Below are 19,925 nucleotides of genomic sequence, written 5' to 3'. Positions count from 1 at the left end.
AGAGTTTGGTAGTGCTACCCGGTTCAATGGCATAGCAGCCAGAAGCCTCGTATAGCGGCATCCGCTAGAGCGATCGCTTCTTCGCCCCACAATCTACACGCTCATCCAGTCTAGGGTCATCTATCCATTCGTCTCCTTCGTTGCTCCATAAAAACTCTAGTGGTAGAAATTCTCACGTTTCGTCAACAAGGAAAGAGCCTTGATTCTTCCGGAATACCTACGCTAATGGATGCTTTTGTTCTAGTTGTTGGAACTGATGCATTTCTGGCAACATTTCTGACGCGAATTGCTGCTTTAGTAGGTGGCGCAGTTGAAGCTGCCTCCCAGCTAGATGAAGTCATCCCACTGCTGGAAAAGCGACTGCCCTATATCTTAATTTTGCAGGCAAGTCTGGAGGGCAGTTTGGAATTCTGTTATCAGCTCAAACAACATAACCAATTAGCGGGGATTTACTGCATCTTGATAGAAGACCGACCGGAACTTGCCCACGAGCAAACACTTTCCGATCGACACCGGAAGTTGGCACTCATGGCAGAAGCTTTAGAAAAAGGGGCAGATGCTTACTTGCAAATTGCCCCAGTCAGAAGAAGGAGTGCTGCCCTTGCACAAGAGGAGATTGGGTTGCAAGATCGCTTACTGGCAGCGCAAATTCAGATGGGATTACGCAAGGTGCAAAACTATCGTCAATTGATGCGAACCAATGATTTATTGTCAACAATGGCGCTATCTGACCCGCTGACGGAACTGAATAATCGTCGCGCCTTGGAATGGGAATTGCCCCGACAGATTCAAAATGCTCGGAGTCGCTCAATTCCGCTGAGTTTGGTAATGCTAGATGTAGACTATTTCAAGTCTATTAATGACACCTACGGGCATCTGATCGGCGATCGCGTCCTGCAACTACTCTCCGCTCGTCTGCAACACAACCTGCGATTTCAAGACACTCTCTTCCGCTACGGGGGCGAGGAATTTGTTGTAATTCTCAGCCACACAGATGTTCAAGAGGCTCCAGTGGTAGCCCACCGTCTGTGTCGCCTGATCTGCGAACAACCCTTCAGAATTAATCCCACTCTGTCACTCACAATTACGATCAGTTTGGGGACAGGCACCCTGAATGCGACGGACGATATTAAAGGAGTAAACTTGCTACAACGTGCTGACCAAAACCTTCTGCAAGCCAAATCTGATGGTCGCAATCGAGTTGTTAGTGAATAATTGCGAATTGCGGAAAAGCTAGAAATTCTCTCCCTCAATTTTTACCTGTTAAAAACAACGAGAAGTGTATTGGAAATTACTACTTATTTGGGATGAAAAGAGTATACTTAAATAATAGAAATTCGCATAAAACTTTTATTAAAGCTTATTTCTTCCTTATCAAAGTTAGTATATCAAAAAAAGTAGGTGAAGTCTAGGATACAGAGCCAAAAACTTCCCATTAATTCTATAAATTGGTAATTGATTAATGACTACTAATTAGGAACGACTAACTTCTAACCGTATGTTGCTGAAGCACCTGATAGCACTCCTCAACTGAAGCACGTTGTTCCATCTTCGCTACCAGGGCTTCGTAGGCAGGATAGTTTTCCTCAATCAGGGTACGTGCTTGCAGCGCACTGGCACGCTCTTTCTGCTGAGCGCCGCTTTCCTGCCGTCCTAACTGTGTCAGCGCCTCTCTAATTTTATGCCGGTCTTCTGCGCCTCCCTCGGCGCTACCGTATGCCAAAATCTCGGCGGCGATGCCTGCCATCCAGACGGTGCAGAATCGATCCAGGATGACTTGCATCTCCCAAGGGCTTGTCATTTCTTGCTGCAATTTTTGGGTATCAAATATTACTCCACCTTGCCCAGGATTTCCTTGTCTAACGGTTTCCCAGGCGCTAAGCGTGTAGCCGGTGATGGGAATTTCAAGTAAGTAGGCGACGAGGAAATGACCGGCTTCATGCCGCAATACGCGATCGCGGTATTTGGAGTCAGCACCTGCAAACAACTCCAAAAGGATTGTGCTCCCTTTGCCTTGGAAGCTGAAGGTATCTAGGGTTGCCAGTCCCAGAATGCTAATCGTTGCGATCGCGGGGATTGTCGGTGATATGTTCAACATTGGCCCCAACAAGCTAGAAAGCGTCATTGCAAAGACGCCAATGGCAATTAGATTTAGGGCAGTTTGTTGCATGATATTGAAGTCTAAGGTAGATGAATTAAAAATTAAAACTGGTGCTTTAAATTTTGCATTTTTAATTTTTAATTACTGGCTAGGGTGAAGTATTGGGGTTGGGATTGGTCGGCGACACAACAGAGCGATCGCCCGATGGCTGCGCCCCACCTCCGAATCGTTTGGCTTTATAAAATGTTTCCAGACTATCGCGATCGCCCACATAGCGCCAGTGCCACGGTTCATAACTAACGCCTTGGGGATTGTTGCGGGGAAACGATATCTCAAAGCTATAGTAAGGGGCGTTCTTCTGAAGCCACTTAAAAGCCGCAGTCTTCTCAAAGTTAGGACTGAGATTCGTTGCGGGGACTCTTCCATCACCCACGTCTATCGCGTACCCAGTATGATGTTCGCTGTGACCAGGAGGCGCACTCACTTTTGCCCGTTCGGCGGCTGACTGTCCGCGCTGCGCCTTGGTGTCAAAATATAAATGCTGCTGCTCGGTAATCGAGCGAAATCCTGAAATTGGCACAATGATAACGCCGGAAGCTCGCGCCGCTGCTACCATCGCTATATATTGTCTGGCGGCAGTTTTACGCATTTTCAAGCGACCATCCGCTGTAATCGCCTCTAGTTCGGACTGTGGTGCTTCTTGGTAGGGAAAGTGTCCAAAGAGAGTATTAACTTCTGGTGTAGCGGAAGGCGTTTGAATGCCTGGAATCTGATTTTGGACAGGCGTTGATGCATCCGATTCGGATACAGGACGGGGGACTAAGATACCGATAATCAGCGCGATCGCTCCCAATCCCAACGAACCCGCTAACAGGAGAATCGGCTGCCACTTTCGGTGGTGTCGGCTGAGGTGCGGCGTATCCCGCAACGCCTCCGGAATATCGTCTATCGGCAGTGCCGACTTGGGTGGTTTTTCAGGCATACCCGCGTTTTCCAAAAGAGCCACTCCTGTTGTTTTTGTGGTTAGTTATCAATTCTTAGATATCCAACAACGGCACTGAGACTCAACACCTAACTTTACAAGTATTTTAGACTGAGCGAATATCAACAGCCGCCGTGTATTCCCAGATGCCTCGTCATCAACCCTGATGCTTAACATGAATAGAGGCTGACATATCGTACAGGTGTCAGTCTAAACCTTCTGCTGACAACCCATGAGACGATGCCTAATATAGGAATTCAACTGCTGGAACTCTATTTCCGGCTAGGTGGTGGCATTTTGCTGGGATGGGTTTTGGGTCGCCAACTGCCCAAAGTAGTTCCCACCTATTTAGGGAAGTTTCTCTTTTGGATTGGAGTCCCGCTTGGCATTGTGGCGTTTCTGCGTCACGCTGACTTATCTGGGCCAATTTGGATTGCACCCGTCGCCGCTTGGGTGGCAATTTTGGTGGGAGCCGGATTAGCCTGGTTTTGGATGGGAAGACAAGCCTCGCAATTCCCTAAAAAAGCTTGGAGTAAATCCACTCAAGGAAGTTTTCTATTAGCCTCAATGGTCGGGAACACCGGCTACTTAGGTTATCCCGTTACCCTCGCTCTCGTCGGGCAGCAGTACTTTGGGTGGGCGCTATTTTATGACCTGATGGGCACCACGCTGGGAGCCTACGGCTTGGGCGTTGTCTTGGCGGCTCGTTTTGGGGTTGGGGCAGAGAAGGGCGTCTTCCCGTCCCTACAGGCAGTGCTGATCAATCCAGCGCTGTGGAGTTTTGGCTTTGGGCTGGTTTTTCGCAACTTCCCCCTGCCCGAACCCGCTGAACAATTGCTGCAAATGATTGCTTGGAGTGGAGTGGCGCTGGCTTTGGTGCTAATCGGTATGCGCCTCAGCCAGCTTTCTTCCTGGGGTAGCCTCCCTTCGGCATCTGTGAGCTTGGGGATTAAAATGCTGCTAGTTCCGCTGGTACTGGGCGTTGGGGTTGGGCTGCTGGGTGTGAGTGGGGCACCCCATCTAGTCATTGTTTTACAGATGGCAATGCCTCCAGCGTTTGCCACCCTCATCTTGGCGGAAACCTACAATCTCGACCGAGATTTAACCGTGACGGCGCTGGTTGTCGGGACGATAGGACTCCTATTGACTCTGCCGGTTTGGTTGGTGTTATTTGGTCGCTGAAACAGCAGCATAGCGTTGGGCCAACTCTGACGGATCGACCTGTTCGTATTTTTCAAAGGGTTGATGAATCCAGGGGTTTTCCGGTAGATAGTCCACATAATAGTCAGGCGCGATGACAGAGCAAGCTTTGTACCAGATGACGGCGGATCGAATCTGCTCGACATCAGCCGCATAATGATGTTTCAGCCAAGGAATGGCTTCCCGGAGGGTGATGCCAGAATCCACTAAGTCATCCACCAGGAGAATGCGGCTACCCAGATGAGGGGAAGTCATCGTGAGGTCGCGGGCAAAGGCGAGAGAACCTCGAAAGCGATCGCCTGTGCCACCGTAAGAAGTGGCAGCTAAAATTGCCAACGGTTTGTGGTAAATTCGCGATAAAATATCACCCACCCGTAGACCGCCCCTGGCAAGGCAGACAATCTGGTTAAACTCCCAGCCGGATTGATAGATGATTGCCGCCAACTGTTCGATTTTTTGGTGGTACTCTGACCATGACACGTAAAGCTCTGGCATAACAGGCACAATTGAACAGGTTTAGAGAACAGTACAAATGCTATAGAACAAATGCTATAAAATTCCCGCTCTTGGGAGACAGATGCGATACTTTTTTGAAATTTTCAACTTTCCCCCTGCCATCAGCCAACTGCCATGAGTGATTCCTCTTCTGAGCATTCCCCCGCGACACCCGACAGCGAAAAGCTAAAGTTAAGTACGAAACTGGCTTATGGTGCCGGTGATGTAGGTGCTGCAATCACCGCAAATATTGGGGTGTTTTATACCGCCTATTTTCTGACCGATGTCGCCGGAATCGCCGCTGGACTAGCGACTTGGATTCTCCTGATTGGCAAGGTTTGGGATGCGGTGAACGATCCGGTTGTCGGGGTGCTTAGCGACAGAACAAACTCGCCACGCTGGGGGCGTCGGCTTCCCTGGATGTTATATGGGGCGATTCCGTTTGGAATCACGTTCTTTTTGCAGTGGCTAGTTCCTCGATTTAGCGCCAATGACTCTGCAAATCAATGGGGATTGTTCTGGTATTACATTGTCATTTCGATTTTGTTTAATTCGTTTTACACCGCTGTTAATTTACCCTACACTGCCCTAACTCCAGAACTGACTCAGGACTACAACGAACGCACCAATCTCAACAGCTATCGGTTTGCGTTCTCGATTGGGGGAAGTATCGTCTCTGTGATTGTGTTCGGAATCATCGCTGCTTTGATTCCGAATGACCGCATCCAACAATATTGGGTGATGGGTGTCGTTTGTGCAATCTTATCGGTCCTACCGATTTATTGGTGTATTTGGGGGACACGCGATCGCATTTTGGCAAGGGCGGCACAAAATCCCACCTTTGAACAACCTGTCTCCCTCCCAATTTTGCAACAAGTGCGGATTGTTTTGAGCAATCGCCCTTTTTTATATGTTGTTGGAATTTATCTATGTTCCTGGTTAGCTGTCCAGGTCACAGCAGCTATCATTCCTTATTTTGTTCTCAGTTGGATGCGCTTAAGCGATGCAGTCGTTGCCCAAGTCATTCTAGCGGTGCAGGGAACAGCATTGTTGATGCTCTTTATCTGGAGTAAGCTTAGCCAGCGATACGGTAAAAAAGCCGTATATTTTATGGGAATGAGCGTGTGGATTATTGCCCAGGCGGGATTGTTTTTCTTACAGCCCGGTCAAATTGCTTTCATGTACGTGTTAGGAGTGATGGCAGGTTTTGGCGTTTCTACAGCTTATTTGATCCCGTGGTCGATGCTGCCAGATGTGATTGAATTAGATGAACTAAAAACCGGACAGCGGCGGGAAGGGATTTTTTACAGCTTCATGGTGTTCTTGCAAAAAGTCAGTTTAGCTGTTGCCGTGGCTTTAGTCTTGAAAAGCCTGGAGTGGAATCAATACATTCGGTCTACCCCAGAGAACTTAGCCCCGATTCAACCGGATTCTGCACTTTTAGCGATTCGCATCGCCATCGGACCTCTACCAACAATTGCCCTAATTTGTGGATTAATCCTGGCATACTTTTATCCTCTGACTCGTGAGGTTCATGCCGATATCTTACTGAAACTGAAAGAACGGAAATTAAAGGCTCAATAGCTCTTATCAATGAGCTTTTCGGTTTGAATGGGTGGGTTAGAAATTCACCCATTCAAAAAAGTTTTTTTTTGAATATTATGGACTTTATTGATTTTTTTTAGTAAACTGAAATTGATAAGGAAGAACTGACTAGTAATATTTTTTTGAGATATATTTTCATTATTTAAGAATACCTTTTCAACGCATAGCTAGTAGTTGTTTGCAATACATTTTTCAAAAAAATTGTTTTTTAAAGTTTTGAATTATTGCATAGAATACCAGCATCATTCATTTAGCTAATCGCTAATTTAAGCATAAGAATCGCTACAACACGTCCAAAATCAAGCCAATCAATCTTTTAAGAAAAAACAAATGGGGAAAAGGTAAAATTTTATTTACCCTTTCCCTAAAGGATTTCTTACCGGCACGAACTTATTTAAGCAGTTGTAAAGTAGAAATTAACCCATCCGGGTATTTCTCAAGCGCCTTTTGTTTGGCAACCTTGTGATCTACATCCAGAAAATACTCACCGCTATCTGCCTCAATCGCGATAAACCAGTCAGGATAATCCTTCATCAATTGGGGACTAACTTGTTCAAAAATTGCGCGACAACGCTTAATAAAAGTGGGAATACCGGCGGGTGCTTTTCCAGTCATTGGTTGCCCGGTTCCGAAGAAAACGCGGGATTCCTTCTTAACCAAAGACTCAATTACATCGGCATCGGTTGGCAATGCTGCTGTAAGAACTTCGCTGCCTGATTGGGTGACTAGAACATCATCTTCTATGCGAATCCCGCGCACATCTTCAAACTGAGAGAGGCGATCCCAATTCACCACATCCTGATATTTTGCTCGGAAATTGGGGTCATTTAAAATTGCCGGAACTTGATAGAATCCTGGCTCAATGGTGACTAACATCCCAGCGCGTAAGGGGCGATCGAGCCGCAGGTAAGCTAAACCAAAGCGATCGCTTCGAGTTCTCCCCTCTTCATACCCCGCCAAATCCCCCAAATCTTCCATATCGTGGACATCCAAACCCACTAAATGACCGATTCCGTGAGGGAAAAACAAGGCATGAGCATCCATTTCTACCAAATCTTCCGCACTGCCCCGCAGAATGCCTAAATCCACCAACCCTTGGGCGATCGCAGTCGCTGCCAGTAGATGAATCTCCCGATACTCCACATCCGGGCGGATTTTGGCAATACAAGCATCGTGAGCCGCCAAAACCAAATTATAGATGTCTCTTTGGGTAGAAGAAAACTTCCCCGATACAGGCCAAGTGCGTGTGACATCTGCTGCCCAGCCCATCGATGTTTCAGCGCCCACATCTGCCAGCAGCAAGTCTCCCGATTGCAGGGGGTGCCAATACTGCTGATTGTGGAGCACCTCCCCGTGAACCGTGACGATACTGGGGTAAGCGCAGCTCATATTCTGTGAGATGATGACACTCTCCATTGCCGCACGCACACCTGCCTCCAACTTGGCGCTGGATGTGGCAGCCATTCCCGCTAAGTGAGCTTCCACGGTGACAGATGCAGCTTGTCGTAATTCTGCCAAAGCACCTGCATCGTGGCTGAGTCGCAAAAATATAATGGCTCGTGCTAACTCCCCATCAATTCCCTGAGATGCATTTGCGGATGCGATCGCTCGTTGCATTATCTGAGCTTGTTGCTGTCCAGTCGCGGCATCCTGCACGGAGATAGTCGCAGCATCGGCTGAGCGTGACGCCAATTCTGCCATCGAAAATGCCGCATCCGCGCCAATCGCCTGGGCAATTTCCTCACGTTTCGGCATTTCTCCATGCCAGAGGGCACTGGTAGGAGACTCATCATCCATAAACAATTCTAATTTCCCAGCTTCGAGTCGGATCGCCGTATTTTCCAGAGGTACCCCCGCAAAATAGAGGAAATGACTGCTGGCGCGAAATGGGAAAGTATTGGCTGGATAATTTCGGGAACTACTACGCCCAGACCAGAGAATAACTGGAAAATCAATTAACTCGGCAAGTCGCTGCCGCCGGTGAAGCAGAGTAGCGGCAAACGTGCGATTTCTCTGAAGTTGCATCATAGCGAGTAGCGGCAGTTTATGGCTTATCCCTTTTGTATTTAAGTTTAACCTGAGCTAAAAAGCCATTACCCATTGGCTATAGACCGCCTCAAGATAATTGAGGGCGTATCCCGTAATGCCGATAGCGCCAATAATCATGCAGGATTTTGCCGTGATCGAAGCATAAATCCGTGGGAATTCGCCAAGATTCAAAAATTCCAACCGCCTTGGCATCATCAGCAGCTTGAGGTTCGCCCGTTGCCGTTGCGATAAACACAACGCTCATCGTGTGACTTCGCGGATCGCGGCTGGGATCGGAATACACCTGGAATTGTTCAATTAACTCCACCTGTAAGCTAATTTCTTCCTGCGCTTCACGCCGCGCCGCCGCTTCTGCTTTCTCCCCGTAATCAATAAACCCACCCGGAATTGCCCAACCATAAGGTGGATTTTGGCGTTCAATCAATACAATCGGTCGATGCGGTCGATCGATCAGTTCAATAATGATATCGACAGTCGGAGCAGGGTTTCGGTAAGTCATTCTGAATATATTGCCCCCAATGAGCGGGATCGAGGGAAAAAAGGCTGAATTTATTCTGCCGCGATCGCTGTCATTTATGACGGTTGAATTACCGAATGCAACCCGCCCTAGGAGTGAGTGTCAAACTTCTGCGTACCGTGATAATGTCAAATCGTTTGCATCCTCTCCATCAGGTTATTTATGCCGTTTCCTAGATCTAGTGGCATTTTGCTACACCCCACTTGTTTTCCTAGCCGGTTTGGCATCGGCGATCTCGGGTTAGAAGCTTATCGCTTTATTGATTTTTTGGTGGAGAGTTCCCAGCAATTTTGGCAGGTTTTGCCATTAGGACCAACCGGCTATGGCAATTCTCCCTATATGTGCTATTCAGCATTGGCGGGAAATCCCTTACTGATTAGTCCTGAGAAGCTGCGCGACGAGGGGTTACTTACCGAGGATGATTTTTCTGGATTGCCAGAATTTTCCCTAGACAGGGTGGATTTTGAGCGGGCGATCCAGACCAAAATGCCTTTGCTCGCTAAAGCCTGCGAAAACTTTAAAAACCAGGCATCAACCTTACAGCAAAAGGAATTTGCAAGTTTTTGCAAGGCGGCTCATTGGCTTGATGACTATGCCTTATTTATGGCGATCCGGGAAGCTCAGGGACACGCTAGTTGGTATAACTGGGAACCGGAAATTGCTAAACGCCAACCGGAAGCCTTAGAACAGTGGCGGCAGCGGCTGAATGATGAGATTTATTACCACAAATACTTGCAGTTTGAGTTTTTCCGGCAATGGACTCAACTGAAAAGCTATGCCAACTTGGGCAGTATTGAGATTATTGGCGATATTCCAATTTATGTGGCTCACGATAGTGCCGATGTCTGGTCGCATCCAGATATCTTTTGCTTGGACGAACAGACGGGGGAACCAGCGCTGATGGCTGGAGTTCCACCGGACTACTTCAGCGCCACAGGCCAGTTGTGGGGCAATCCAGTCTATAACTGGGAAAAGTTGCAGCAGCAAAACTTTAAGTGGTGGATACAGCGCTTTGAATCTTTGTTAGATTACATTGACATTATTCGGATTGACCACTTCCGAGGTTTCCAAGCCTACTGGGCAGTTAAGCAGGGCGAAACGACTGCTATGAATGGGGAGTGGATTGAGGCTCCTGGAGAAGCTTTCTTTAAGCTACTGAACGATAAATTAGGCAAGCTTCCTATCCTGGCAGAGGATTTGGGCGTGATTACCCCAGAGGTAGAGGCGCTGCGAGATAAGTTTGAATTTCCGGGGATGAAGATTTTACAGTTTGCCTTTGGTTCGGATTCTGGCAACGGCTTTTTGCCTTTTAACTATCCGCGCAACTGTGTGGTTTACACCGGCACCCATGATAATGACACCACGGTAGGCTGGTTCTATCAACTTTCAGACTATGAAAGGGAGAATCTCCTGCGTTATGTGGGTTGCATCAGTTCCGACGGCATCCACTGGGATGCGATCCGGCTGGCGATGGCTTCGGTGGCAAATCAGGCAATTATTCCTTTTCAGGATCTTTTGGGATTGGGGGGCGATGCCCGAATGAATTTTCCCGGTAAAGCAGAGGGAAATTGGGAGTGGCGGTATCGACCTGAAGCCGTGAACCAAGAGATCGGCTATCGTCTCAAAACTCTAACTGAAACTTTCGGTCGCGCCCCAATTAAGAATCAGGACTGAGGGGTGAGGGCTGAGGACTGAGGACTGAGGACTGAGGACTGAGGGATCGGGGTCGAGAGGTGAGGACTGAGGGGTGAGGGCTTGGGCGATCGCTTGCGTCACTGGTGTATATCGCGTGTCTTTGAAGAAAAACGCGATCGCGTCTCGACCCTCACAGTTCTCAGCACTCATTAAGACCCAGGAGGATTAGCGGCAAAGGTTACTTCTCGAACTTTACCGGGGGCACCCAGTTTCTTTGCCTTTTCATCATTAAAAGCGACTAGGATACCACCCGCATTACCAGCTTTTACAATCAGTGTCTCCTCTGCAACCCAGATGCGCTGAGTGCCTTGGGGGAGCGTTCCCTCAAACTGCGTCTTGCCATCCACCACTACCCGAATCCATGATGGGGTTTTGACGGTTACGCCAACCCGTACCGGCTTACCCGTTTGACTGGTATTGCTGCTGAATACTGCTGGGGTAAACGGCCCTAGTTTTTCTTGCAAGTCTGTATTGGCTGCATTAGCTTTGGCGAGAGACTCTCTAGGCGATCGCTCTTGAGTCCCGCCCTTTCCTACTTCTAAAGCCGGACGATTCACCACGTAAGACAGACCGTTCACTGCACCAATCACCAGAAACACATAGATCAAGTAAAGGTGAATCGGTCGCAGCTGAGCTGATGGCAAATAATACCGCCAGGTCGGCTTAATAAGCTGGAAAATCGGCCCACTGGGAAAAGTGTCAGAATACTCTACCCCATCTAATCCCAGTGCATCAGCATACCGCTTGATAAAGCCTTGAATATAGACGGGTTCAGGCAAGATTTCGCGCCTACCTTCCTCAATTGCCTTGAGCAGACGAACTTGAATCCTGGTTTTGTCGCCAACTTCCTCTAGGGACAGAGATTGTTCCTCACGCACCTGGCGGAGGCGAGACCCCAGTTCTTTTAGCTTCTCAATTTGTTGCTGTTGAAGATGAAGTGGATTCTCCTTCATACACGGCGCTCCTTGATGTCTGCTGGCACTTCTATTGATGTTAGATTGACTTGGTTTTGTAGAAAACTGATTTCAAAATCTTCAAGAAAACGATAAGTACCAGGGAACATAGGCTCCCCTGTTCGTTTTAAACAAATGGGACCAATCGCGGCACGGTGTAGATGAATGACGGGATAGCCCAGTTGCTCGGCAATGCGTCGAATTTGTCGGTTTCTCCCTTCTGTAAGAATCACTTCCAAGCAGGTTTGAGAACCCCGCACATCCAAAACGCGAACTTGAGCAGGCAATGTCTTTTTCCCTGACAGTAGAATACCCTGACGCCAGGATTTTAGTACCTCTTCTGGGGGATGACCCTGAATCCAAACTTGGTAAGTTTTAGGAAGATGATATCGCGGATGGGTCAAGCGTAGCGTCATTTCACCGTCATTTGTGACCAATAACGCGCCGGTGGATTCGGCATCTAGACGTCCAACTGGATGCAATCCCTGACCTTCTCGGAGTGCAGGAGGCAGTAAATCAAGAATCGTGCGGCGCTTTTGAGGATCGCGGCACGTAGAAACTACCCCAGCAGGTTTGTAAAGCAAGATATAGAGCATTTGAGGACGATGAGCTGGGAGTACAAGTTTGCCATCAACTTCAATCCGGTCTTGTTCTGGATTTGCTGTTTGCCCCAGATGCACAACAGTACCATTGACCCGCACGCGCCCTGCTTCAATCATTTTTTCAGCTTGGCGGCGGGAGGCAATACCCCATTGGGAAAGAATTTTTTGTAGCCTTTCGGCCATAGGCGAAATCGAGCGACGAATGAATAAAGGTTAGGGCTTAGCTTGTTGAGGCAGTGCCTCGGCTAGACTATTAGGGATTTTTGATCTTAGATTTAGGATTTTGAAGGAATCGCCAGTCTAAAACCCAAAATTGACCTCTAATTAGACTATGTACAAATATTACAGGAAGAAAGCCATTGACATCTAAGCAAGGGAGCAGGATTATCAGCACAACATTATCACCAGCGTTGCGGCTGTGGTTGCGATCGCAAGTTTCGCAAGTTGAAAACCTCCAGTTTAAAATTTCCGGAGGCGATCGCCAAATCCTTACAGGTTATATCCCTCAAGTTTTTATTGCCGCCAACCATGCAGTGTATCAAGGACTGCATCTGTCACGCATTCAGTTAACCGGAGAAAACATTCGCATCAACCTGGGTCAAGTTCTTAGAGGTAAACCTTTACGCCTTCTCGAACCCATCCCCGTTTCCGGTGAGCTAATACTAGAGGAGACAGACCTTAAGGCATCTCTCCAGGCACCCTTATTCGCCACTGCTTTAACTGATTTACTGGGGACACTACTCCAAGCAGTTCCAACGCACCCAGCTGACATCTTAAAAGACCAGCAAATCAGTTGGCAACAGATTACCATCGATCCGGAAAGTTTGAAACTCAGCGGCACTTTAACAGACCCATCGGGTAACGCTACACCTCTAGTGCTGCGGACAGGTCTAAAGTTAGCTAGCCCTCACGAACTGCTTCTAGAGTCCCCCTGTATCGAGACGCAACAGGAACTGCTCCGAGGCAATTTGGATGAATTCAAGATAGATTTAGGCCCAGAATTAGATATTCAGGAATTAACTGTGATTCCGGGTCAGTTAGTTTGTCGCGGGCGGATTAATGTCATTCCAGCCGAATAAAAATAGGACTTAGGAGTTAGGACTGAGGGCTGAGGACTTAGGAGTTAGGACTGAGGGTTGGCTAGGACTGAGGTACACAAAAGAGGCAGATAAAAGAGATTTTCACTACTAAACTTTGCTTACCAATTGCCTCTATCGTGTGCCCCAATCGTGTAGAAAGACTTTTCTAGCGGGGTAATAAAGGTAACAAGAGTGTGACGAAATAATACACCAGGGGAGCGGTAAACACGTAACTATCAGCCCGATCTAAAATGCCGCCGTGACCCGGAATCAGTTGCCCTGAGTCCTTTACCCCAGCATCTCGCTTCATCATCGACTCCGTTAAGTCTCCCAGCAAGCTCGCAATCCCAACCAGCAGCCCTAAAGCCAAGCCACTGAACTGCCAACTGGGCCAATTCAGATACCAAGCTCCAGCAATTGCCACTACCACACTGCCAAGAACCCCAAATACAGCTCCTTCGACAGTCTTTTTGGGGCTAATCTCAGAAAGGCGCGTGCGACCAAAGAATTTACCAAAGATGTAAGCACCGATATCAGCAGCCCAAATACAGAGGAAGGCCAAAAGCGTTGCCGTCAAACCTTGGGGCAAAGTGCTAAGTTCGTGCCAGGAAGCGGGCAAATAGCCATTCAATGGCTCTGCAATCGCGATCGCGGGAGCGAGTCCGACGCGCAGGCGCACCCAGTAGCTGGGCAGATAGCCGCCGTAGAACAACCCCAATATAGAGGCGGAAATATCGGCAATTGTGGCAAGCTTGGGCTGAAACAGAAGATAGAAACAAATCAACGTTCCTGCCAGGGGAAACATGGCATCTGTCAAGGCTGGTGCCAGAGACGCTGTGATTAACAGAACTTGGCTCACTACCAGAGTAGTTTTGCCAGCGGGTGCCATGCCCTTGGCTCGTGCCATCTGAAAATACTCTAACTGACCGAGATAGACGATGATGCACAGACCAACTGTAAAGAACCATCCTCCAAAAAAGAGCATCAGGAGGGCGACAGCGATCGCGACGATTCCACTAAAAATACGAGACCAAGGCATAAGATGCGCTCTTGAGACCGCAACAACGAAGTTAATCTAGTCTTAATAAGATTAAGAATTACTTTTGCACACTTTAACCGATCTAAAACAGATTTAGGCAATTGCTGCCGTTAATTTAGAATAAAGCCAACGCTTTTTTTCAGCATCCTGCTCATTTCTCCTGACACCGTTCGTCAATCCCGACAAAAAATAAATTTCTTGATGGTACGCATCTTAACGGGAATTTTTGTGTTCTCAATCGTCAAGAATGCTGCTCTAGCCTTTAGGATTAAGATTTTCAATCCAGTTTCTCGCCACTCAAGATAAAAATTGGATTGACTGCGGCAAAGATCTGATGGGTGCCTCGCGTTTCCAAACGATTGACGGCAGATTGAACCACCTCGATATTTCGAGCTTGTAATTCGGCGAAGCCTTCGGAAACGGCATAGAGACTTTCTAGATTAGCCGCCGTTGCAACCACCCTACCTTGCGGTTCTAAGTATTGCCAAACGACCTTGAGAATATCCTTGATGGGTTGTCCGCCTTCGATGCAAACCCGATGGGGGGGAACGGGTAAGTCTTTTAGGCACTCTGGGGCGCTTCCTTCAACGACTTCGACATTACGAACCCCAAAGCGATCGCAGTTACGACGAATCAAACTTGCCACTTCCTCATCGCGTTCTACGGCAATAATTCGACCTTTCGGACATAATAAGCCGGTTTCTACGGGGATCGTGCCGGTTCCCGCGCCAATATCCCACAACACAGAATCGGGTTTGAGTCTGAGTAAGGAAATCAACAGCAACCGCACCTCGCGCTTGCTGAGGGGAATACCGGGCAACCGCTCGAAGAGGTCATCTGGGATACCAGGAGTTACGTAGGGCCACATAGAAAGTTTTAAGTTTTGAGTAGTAGAGACGCGATCGCTCACGTCTGAAGTTTTGAGTACTAGAGAGGCGATCGCTCGCGTCTAAGTTTTGAGTTTAAGCCTGTCTCCAATTAGCGAACAACCTTTAACGTTTTGAGGGTCGGATCGCTACAACCCGTAATACTTCCACCCAAGGCGAGAATCTGTTGCAGGTAATCCAAGGCGGAGGGAGCGATCGCTTCTCCAGGCATCAACACGGGAATTCCAGGTGGATAGGGACAAATGAGTTCGGCGCTGATGCGTTCTACAGTCTTTTCCACTGGCAGCGTTTGGGTTTGGGAAAAAAATGCTTGGCGAGGGGAAATTGAAGGATGAAGCACGAAGGATGAAGGATGAATCTGGAGAAATTCAGCTTTCCACCGGGTGAAGACATCCAGGTATGGGGCTATTGATGTGGTGGGCGATCGCTCCTGCACTAAAATTCGGAGTGCCGATACCATCTGCACAATATCAGATGGAGTGTTTCCCAAACTGATGATAAAAGTCAAACTGTGCAGCGATGGTAACTCAGCAGTCACGCCTAGCTGTTGATGGAGAATTTCATCCGCTTCAAATCCCGTCCAACCTAAGTCAGAAACCTTAACACTCAGCCGGGTTTTGTCAAGGGCAACAAAACCCGGTGTTTTGGCAGTTTTTAACACGGATAACCCAGAAATTTGGCTAATTTGGGTAATCGCTTCCTCAGCTAACTGTAAGGTTTTCGCCATTAGCGCTTCCCCGTGCAATGCCATTTGCTGACGCGCTGCATCCAGCGAAGCCAGCAACAAATAGCTCGGGCTGGTAGATTGTACCAGTTGTAAAGCTTTGCTCAAGCGATCGCAATTAACTCGATTGCCTTGGACGTGCAGCATTGATGCCTGGGTGAGTGCCCCCAGTACCTTGTGGGTGGATTGTACCGTTAAGTCGGCTCCATCGGCGAGGGCAGAAGTGGGCAAATCTGGATGAAAGGCAAAATGGGCACCGTGGGCTTCGTCTACGAGCAAAGGGATACCGTGCTGATGAGCAATTTGCGCGATCGCTCTGATATCCCCGCAAACGCCATAGTAAGTCGGGTAAACCATCATCACCGCCTTGGTGTCCGGATGCTGTTGCAGGGCATCTGCTACCGCCGATGGGGTGATGCTGTGGGCAATATTTAGCTCCAGGTCGTATTCTGGATTCACAAAAATCGGAATCGCACCCGAAAGGATTAAGCCGTGGATTGCCGAGGAATGAATATTCCGAGGCAGAATAATTTTGTCTCCCTCACCACAGGTAGCTAAAATTGCCGCCATTAATCCACAAGTCGAACCATTGACCAAAAACCAAGTGCGTTCTGCCCCAAACGCCGCCGCTGCCAGTTCCTGGGCTTCTTGGATCACGCCTTCTGGGGCAAACAAGTTATCCAACTCCGGTAATTCTGGTAAATCTGCTGGAAACACGGCGGTTCCGAGCAAATCCGCTAACCGCTGGGAAATTCCTTGCCCCCGCTTGTGCCCGGGCGTGTAAAAGGGTGCATGATGCTTCTTGGCGCACGCTTGAAGGGCGTCCACTAATGGGGTAGTTGTTTGAGACCCTGGGATAAAATCCATGCTGGAAATTTTTCTAAAATCGGTGATATCCGGAAGCTAAGCGGGGGAGAAAATCCGAGCGCTTTTTGCCTTTGCCGGTTTAGGATAGATCGTTTCTGCCCAACAATTTCGTAGGGGCAGTTCAACTTGCATCGAAAAGCGATCGCAGACGAGTTAATGCGTTCTCAATACCTGCTACAGTAATGAGTTTGGATGCGGTTGGATGAATCTTCAAGTGTAAGTGTCACGGAATGTCGTTATTCCGGGGGATGTCATTGTTATGCGTTCTTACCTATTTTGATAGGGTTAAATTGTTCAATGCGATCGCCATGATTAATCCCAGTCCTAATCCTATCCCCCAACCAACCATCCCCAGCCCGATCCCCGGATCGGAGCCTAATCCGATTCCTGGATCGCCGCCAGAAGTACCAGAACCCGTACCGGGACCTGTACCAGAACCCATTCCCTCACCTGTGCCAGAGCCAGTGCCAGCCCCCGTTCCCCAGCCGATTCCCTCACCTGTGCCAGAGCCAGTGCCAGCGCCCATTCCCCAGCCGGTTCCAGGTCCGATTCCTCAACCGATTCCTGAACCTATCTAATTGATTCTACCCAGTTTTACCTCTTGAACTAAGATGCTTAGAGCCGGAATTGTCGGACTTCCCAACGTCGGAAAATCTACCTTATTTAACGCCTTGGTTGCCAATGCCAAGGCTGAAGCTGCCAATTTCCCTTTTTGCACCATCGAACCCAATGTTGGTGTCGTGTCGGTGCCAGATGAACGGTTAAACGCCCTGGCGAATATTTCCAGTTCGGCGCAAATTATCCCGACACGGGTTGAGTTTGTGGATATTGCTGGTTTAGTGAAAGGTGCTAGTCAGGGGGAAGGACTGGGTAATCAATTTTTGTCCCACATTCGAGAAGTTGATGCCATTGTTCATGTAGTGCGATGTTTCGAGAATGATGACATTATCCACGTTGCCGGATCTGTTGATCCAGCGCGAGATATTGACATTATTAATTTGGAGCTGGCTTTAGCAGATTTATCTCAAGTAGAGCGACGTATTGAGCGCACTCGCAAAGCTGCCCGTACTAGCAAAGAAGGACAGATTGAACTCGCTGCGCTAGAAAAATTGAGCGCTTTATTAAATGAAGGCAAACCAGCGCGGCGGGCTAACTTAAATGAAGAAGAAGCTGAATCGCTCAAAGGATTAGGATTGCTCACAGGCAAACCAATTATTTATGCTGCCAACGTCTCTGAGGATGATTTGGCAACAGGCAATAAATATGTAGAACAAGTGCGGGAAATTGCGGCTCAAGAAAACGCACAAGTCGTCATTGTTTCTGCCCAAGTGGAAGCGGAATTAGTCGAATTGCCAGAAGAAGATAAAGCTGAATTTCTGGGTTCTCTTGGAGTGGAAGAAGGCGGATTAAAATCTCTGATTCGCGCCACTTACGAACTTTTAGGCTTGCGTACCTACTTTACAACTGGTCCAAAAGAAACTCGCGCTTGGACGATTCATGCCGGAATGACAGCACCCCAAGCAGCAGGAGTCATTCACTCTGATTTTGAACGCGGTTTTATTCGGGCGGAGACAGTTGCTTACCAAGATTTAGTAACAACTGGTTCCATGAATGCTGCGAAGGAAAAAGGCTTAGTCCGTAGTGAAGGGAAGGAATATATTGTCAAAGAAGGCGATGTAATGCTGTTCCGGTTTAATGTGTAGATTAGCATTATCAACTTCATTATCGATAAGTGGCTTGACGCATTTTAGCCCCCTCTCTGATTTTGTGTAGAAATGTCGTTTTATCGCGTTTCTAAAAACCCGGTTTCTTATAGAAATCGGGTTTTTCAGTATTTGTACTGAAACCGCAAAAGCAGCTAGTGAGATAGACTTTGATGAAGTTTGCTGCCAGCTTAGCGATGCAAGGATGGTAAGAAATGCTGGGATGGCTCTTTGGAGATTTTATTAAAAAATTAGAACGTGCTTCTAAAAACGTTTCGCAGGATTTCGTAAAATCGGCAGGGAAAGAAATAGGTGAATTGTTTGATGAAAAACTATATCCTTTAGCTGACAAGCTTGATTACATAGCTCAAAACCGAATCAAACAAGCAAAAAATGAAATGGAGGAATTAGAAACTAAGACGATAGGTGATATCGAATCTCTACTCAACCAGAGTGATGAAAAAGTAAAGGATGCTTTAGAAAACATTAATCAAGTGCGAGTAGCAGCGCTTAGAGATGTAAGAGAAACTATCAGAATAGCTGACAACTATTTAGAAAATCGAATCAACCAAATTTCTTTAGTAGTAATGGAAGCCTTAAAGTTAGGTAGTCAATTTACTCCCGGAGAAATTAATAACAAGTTAATCGCACCAATGTTGGCGGAAATTAATTTGCTAGAAGAAAAATTATTTAAAGATGCTAATCAGCTTGTAGATAAGATAGACGAAGCGATAGACGGGAAACTTGAACAGATTCGGAATGAGTTAAAGAAGCATTTAGCTCACGCTTTGCCGAATCCTTTTGATAAATGTAGACAGAGGCTCAAAATTGGATTGAAGCCGGGTGCTAGGCTTTCGGATATTGAACTTTATGAACTAAGCGAATGCTATGAATTGAGCAAGTTGAATGAGAAAAGTTCTATTGACGATGTACTGAAGATTTATGGGCAACTTCAACACAATGCAGCGATGATGGCTGCTTTAGTGAAAAAATCTCCGGAGTTGAAAAGGATAGCTATTCAAGATTGGCTTAAATATGGCGTACTTTGTGAGTTTTGGCGCGGAACAATCAAGACTTATAATTCTACCGAACCTCTTTTGCTAAAGCCTGAGAAGTCGCAGCGATTTTTGACAGATAAAGAGGATACATAAAATAAGAAAGAGGTTTTTTATGAGTAAAGCTGGTGCTGGTGACTGGAAAACGCCACTGGGGTACTACGAAAGAGCAATCGCAGAACTAAGTAGCTGGGACTAATTAAATATAAGATGGCATAAAGCCCCTAAACGAAGTTTTCCATTATTTATGCCTGCTCCTATTCGGATTATCTTAAGCGAAGCAGAGGACTCAATGTTAAGCGAGTTGCGAGTTGCTCAAACCGTGCCGCAACGGACGCGCGACCGCGCCCACATGATCCGCTTAAATGCACA

At 47.5% G+C, this 19,925-nt stretch carries 18 protein-coding genes and 1 pseudogene; 7 read left to right on the top strand and 12 right to left on the bottom strand.

The window, feature by feature from the left end:
• Positions 1-225 precede the first annotated feature (225 nt).
• Positions 226-1,215: a diguanylate cyclase gene (locus NC994_RS25855; protein WP_190432305.1), complete on the top strand. Its 990-nt coding sequence runs from the start codon at positions 226-228 to the stop codon at positions 1,213-1,215.
• 268 nt (positions 1,216-1,483) lie between these two features.
• On the opposite strand, the gene NC994_RS25850 is transcribed toward NC994_RS25855, so the two are convergent.
• A complete protein-coding gene (locus NC994_RS25850; protein ID WP_190432296.1) occupies positions 1,484-2,170 on the bottom strand; it encodes an ATP-dependent Zn protease in 687 nt (228 codons plus the stop codon).
• A 79-nt stretch (positions 2,171-2,249) separates the two neighbouring features.
• Positions 2,250-3,083, bottom strand: a complete 834-nt coding sequence (locus NC994_RS25845; protein ID WP_190432294.1) for a M15 family metallopeptidase — start codon at positions 3,081-3,083, stop codon at positions 2,250-2,252.
• Positions 3,084-3,323: 240 nt separating this feature from the next.
• Between NC994_RS25845 and NC994_RS25840 the strand changes: the two genes are divergently transcribed.
• Positions 3,324-4,265, top strand: coding sequence for an AEC family transporter (locus tag NC994_RS25840; RefSeq protein WP_190432292.1), 942 nt, complete (start codon positions 3,324-3,326; stop codon positions 4,263-4,265).
• Here the strand turns inward: NC994_RS25840 and NC994_RS25835 are convergent.
• Positions 4,251-4,778 (bottom strand): phosphoribosyltransferase, encoded by a 528-nt coding sequence (locus NC994_RS25835; RefSeq protein ID WP_190427180.1) that lies wholly within the window; start codon positions 4,776-4,778, stop codon positions 4,251-4,253. The two genes, NC994_RS25840 and NC994_RS25835, sit on opposite strands and share 15 nt — an antisense overlap.
• Positions 4,779-4,913: 135 nt before the next feature.
• On the opposite strand from NC994_RS25835, the gene NC994_RS25830 reads away from it, so the two are divergent.
• A complete protein-coding gene (locus tag NC994_RS25830) occupies positions 4,914-6,362 on the top strand; it encodes an MFS transporter (protein ID WP_190432290.1) in 1,449 nt (482 codons plus the stop codon).
• A gap of 675 nt (positions 6,363-7,037) precedes the next feature.
• Here NC994_RS25830 and NC994_RS25825 read toward each other — a convergent pair.
• Positions 7,038-8,411: pseudogene (locus tag NC994_RS25825) on the bottom strand (aminopeptidase P family protein); the annotation flags it as partial.
• A gap of 88 nt (positions 8,412-8,499) precedes the next feature.
• Positions 8,500-8,931, bottom strand: a complete 432-nt coding sequence (locus NC994_RS25820) for an NUDIX hydrolase (RefSeq protein WP_190411757.1) — start codon at positions 8,929-8,931, stop codon at positions 8,500-8,502.
• 180 nt (positions 8,932-9,111) lie between these two features.
• On the opposite strand from NC994_RS25820, the gene malQ reads away from it, so the two are divergent.
• Positions 9,112-10,623 (top strand): 4-alpha-glucanotransferase, encoded by a 1,512-nt coding sequence (malQ, locus tag NC994_RS25815; protein WP_190411758.1) that lies wholly within the window; start codon positions 9,112-9,114, stop codon positions 10,621-10,623.
• Here the strand turns inward: malQ and NC994_RS25810 are convergent.
• From NC994_RS25810 to NC994_RS25800, 3 genes are read right to left on the bottom strand one after another with little or no spacing between them, the layout of a single operon-like run.
• Positions 10,579-10,794 carry a hypothetical protein gene (locus tag NC994_RS25810; protein ID WP_190411759.1) on the bottom strand — a complete coding sequence of 72 codons (216 nt, stop codon included), beginning with the start codon at positions 10,792-10,794 and terminating at the stop codon, positions 10,579-10,581. The two genes, malQ and NC994_RS25810, sit on opposite strands and share 45 nt — an antisense overlap.
• Positions 10,794-11,597, bottom strand: a complete 804-nt coding sequence (locus NC994_RS25805) for a RodZ domain-containing protein (protein WP_190411760.1) — start codon at positions 11,595-11,597, stop codon at positions 10,794-10,796. Before NC994_RS25805 ends, NC994_RS25810 begins: the two co-directional genes overlap by 1 nt.
• On the bottom strand, positions 11,594-12,382 hold the full coding sequence (locus tag NC994_RS25800) for a pseudouridine synthase (RefSeq protein WP_190411761.1): 789 nt from the start codon (positions 12,380-12,382) through the stop codon (positions 11,594-11,596). Before NC994_RS25800 ends, NC994_RS25805 begins: the two co-directional genes overlap by 4 nt.
• A 176-nt stretch (positions 12,383-12,558) precedes the next feature.
• On the opposite strand from NC994_RS25800, the gene NC994_RS25795 reads away from it, so the two are divergent.
• Positions 12,559-13,278 (top strand): DUF2993 domain-containing protein, encoded by a 720-nt coding sequence (locus NC994_RS25795; protein ID WP_190432286.1) that lies wholly within the window; start codon positions 12,559-12,561, stop codon positions 13,276-13,278.
• A gap of 166 nt (positions 13,279-13,444) precedes the next feature.
• On the opposite strand, the gene NC994_RS25790 is transcribed toward NC994_RS25795, so the two are convergent.
• The 4 genes from NC994_RS25790 to NC994_RS25775 all read right to left on the bottom strand — a co-directional run bounded on the left by NC994_RS25790 (position 13,445) and on the right by NC994_RS25775 (position 17,321).
• Entirely contained in the window at positions 13,445-14,317 is an 873-nt protein-coding gene (locus tag NC994_RS25790) for a phosphatidate cytidylyltransferase (RefSeq protein ID WP_190411763.1), read from the bottom strand.
• A gap of 277 nt (positions 14,318-14,594) precedes the next feature.
• Positions 14,595-15,185 carry a precorrin-6Y C5,15-methyltransferase subunit CbiT gene (cbiT, locus tag NC994_RS25785; protein ID WP_190411764.1) on the bottom strand — a complete coding sequence of 197 codons (591 nt, stop codon included), beginning with the start codon at positions 15,183-15,185 and terminating at the stop codon, positions 14,595-14,597.
• Positions 15,186-15,295: 110 nt separating this feature from the next.
• Positions 15,296-16,795, bottom strand: a complete 1,500-nt coding sequence (locus tag NC994_RS25780) for an aminotransferase class I/II-fold pyridoxal phosphate-dependent enzyme (RefSeq protein WP_190432284.1) — start codon at positions 16,793-16,795, stop codon at positions 15,296-15,298.
• Between the two features lie 271 nt (positions 16,796-17,066).
• The gene (locus tag NC994_RS25775) at positions 17,067-17,321 is read right to left on the bottom strand and encodes a hypothetical protein (protein WP_190432282.1); all 255 of its coding nucleotides are present in this window, start codon (positions 17,319-17,321) and stop codon (positions 17,067-17,069) included.
• Between the two features lie 85 nt (positions 17,322-17,406).
• Between NC994_RS25775 and ychF the strand changes: the two genes are divergently transcribed.
• Positions 17,407-18,498: a redox-regulated ATPase YchF gene (ychF, locus tag NC994_RS25770; protein ID WP_190432280.1), complete on the top strand. Its 1,092-nt coding sequence runs from the start codon at positions 17,407-17,409 to the stop codon at positions 18,496-18,498.
• A 215-nt stretch (positions 18,499-18,713) separates the two neighbouring features.
• The gene (locus tag NC994_RS25765; protein WP_190432278.1) at positions 18,714-19,649 is read left to right on the top strand and encodes a hypothetical protein; all 936 of its coding nucleotides are present in this window, start codon (positions 18,714-18,716) and stop codon (positions 19,647-19,649) included.
• Positions 19,650-19,925 lie beyond the last annotated feature (276 nt).

This window comes from Trichocoleus sp. AS-A1 (assembly GCF_039962015.1).
Classification (GTDB): domain Bacteria; phylum Cyanobacteriota; class Cyanobacteriia; order Cyanobacteriales; family FACHB-T130; genus FACHB-T130.
The sequence above is the reverse complement of the archived record's forward strand: the minus strand, read 5'-3'. Positions and strand labels throughout refer to the sequence as shown.